This is a genomic window from Alcanivorax sp. (assembly GCF_014762765.1).
Classification (GTDB): domain Bacteria; phylum Pseudomonadota; class Gammaproteobacteria; order Pseudomonadales; family Alcanivoracaceae; genus Alcanivorax.
Genome location: NZ_JABURH010000116.1, coordinates 2,912 through 4,283, shown reverse-complemented (window position 1 = coordinate 4,283; position 1,372 = coordinate 2,912). Strand labels below are relative to the sequence as shown.

At 56.8% G+C, this 1,372-nt stretch carries 3 protein-coding genes; all 3 read right to left on the bottom strand.

The window, feature by feature from the left end:
• Nucleotides 1–38: 38 nt before the first annotated feature.
• Nucleotides 39–230, bottom strand: a complete 192-nt coding sequence (locus HUJ17_RS07575) for a DNA gyrase inhibitor YacG (protein WP_290510125.1) — start codon at nucleotides 228–230, stop codon at nucleotides 39–41.
• Between the two features lie 2 nt (nucleotides 231–232).
• Nucleotides 233–832 carry a dephospho-CoA kinase gene (gene coaE, locus HUJ17_RS07570; RefSeq protein WP_290510124.1) on the bottom strand — a complete coding sequence of 200 codons (600 nt, stop codon included), beginning with the start codon at nucleotides 830–832 and terminating at the stop codon, nucleotides 233–235.
• Between the two features lie 106 nt (nucleotides 833–938).
• Nucleotides 939–1,372, bottom strand: a 434-nt coding sequence (locus HUJ17_RS07565; RefSeq protein WP_290510123.1) for an A24 family peptidase, incomplete at its 5' end; no start/stop codon positions are given.

Here is a 1,372-nt window from a genome sequence, read left to right as displayed (position 1 = left end):
CACGAGCAGCCCAATCCGCAGCTTATCCCGTCAGACGATCAGAACTCCTCAAAATCCCCGGGTGCGCTGTCATCACCGGGAATTGCATGGCGCTCCGCCGCCCAGTCGCCCAGATCAATCAGCTTGCAACGTTCGGAACAGAAGGGGCGCCAGGGGTTATTGTCCCAGCGGGTAAGGGATTTGCATTGGGGGCAGGGATAGGTACGGGTGGTGTTATCGGTATCAGACATGTTCAGAGTGCGTTGGCCATTTTTAGATAGCGTTGATGCAGGCCTGCGAGTTGCTCATGGAATGCCTGCAGCGAACCGTGATTTTCAACCACATCGTCGGCCTGGTCCAGGCGTTTGGTTCTCTCCATCTGGGCTTTCATGATCGCGGCCACTTGGCCTTCAGGAACATGGTCACGCTCCATGGTGCGCTGCACTTGCAGCTCAGCCGGTGCATCAATCACCAGAATACGGTCCACCAGGGTTTTCTGACTGGTCTCCAGCAGCAGAGGGGAAACCAGCACAGTATAGGGCGACTGACTGGCAGTAATCTGTCGTTTCAGCTCCTCACCAATGGCAGGGTGGGTAATGCCTTCGAGCACCTTAAGTGCATCCGCATCCGCAAATACGATCTCGCGCAGGGCACGACGGTCCAGAGAACCATCCTCGGTGAGTACATGGCTGCCAAAATGTTCGGCGATACGATCAAGCGCGGGCTGGCCGGGCTCTACCACTACCCGCGATGCCAGATCTGCGTCCACAATGGTGATGCCCTGTTGGGCAAGGAAATCCGTGGCAGCGGTCTTGCCACTACCAATGCCACCAGTCAGGCCGACTACGAACATGGATTCTCCAGAACGGGGTTATCAGCGCTAGAGCCCTGCTTTCAAGGCAGCACCTTCGCTTTGCAAAAGCTCCAATTGGAAATCATCAAGAGAATGTTGTCAGCTATTAACTGATCCTAAACATCCCCAGATACGAGCTGATGATGGTATCGCCCCACAGCAATGCAATCCAGCCGGCGGCGGCCAGGTAGGGGCCGAAAGGAATCTGGGTGCGTTTTTCACCGCCAAAGAGGGCGGCGAGCAAGGTGAAGACGAGACCCACCACAGAAGAAAGCAGAATAATCAGTGGTAGATACTGCCAGCCCACCCAGGCCCCGAGAGCGGCGAGCAGCTTGAAGTCGCCATAGCCCATACCTTCCTTGCCGGTGAGCAGCTTGAACAGCCAGTACACGCTCCACAGAGACAGATAGCCGGCCATGGCACCCACTACCGCATCTGGCAGAGAAACCGGCGATACACCAAGCAGCGCCGCCAGCAGACCTGCCCACAGTAATGGGTAATTCATGCTGTCCGGCAGCAGGGTGGTGTCCGCGTCAATCA

What these genes read in the sequence shown, in the direction of transcription:
- coaE (WP_290510124.1), bottom strand. Translation starts at nt 832, where the DNA reads ATGTTCGTAGTCGGCCTGACTGGTGGCATTGGTAGTGGCAAGACCGCT.
- HUJ17_RS07575 (WP_290510125.1), bottom strand. Translation starts at nt 230, where the DNA reads ATGTCTGATACCGATAACACCACCCGTACCTATCCCTGCCCCCAATGC.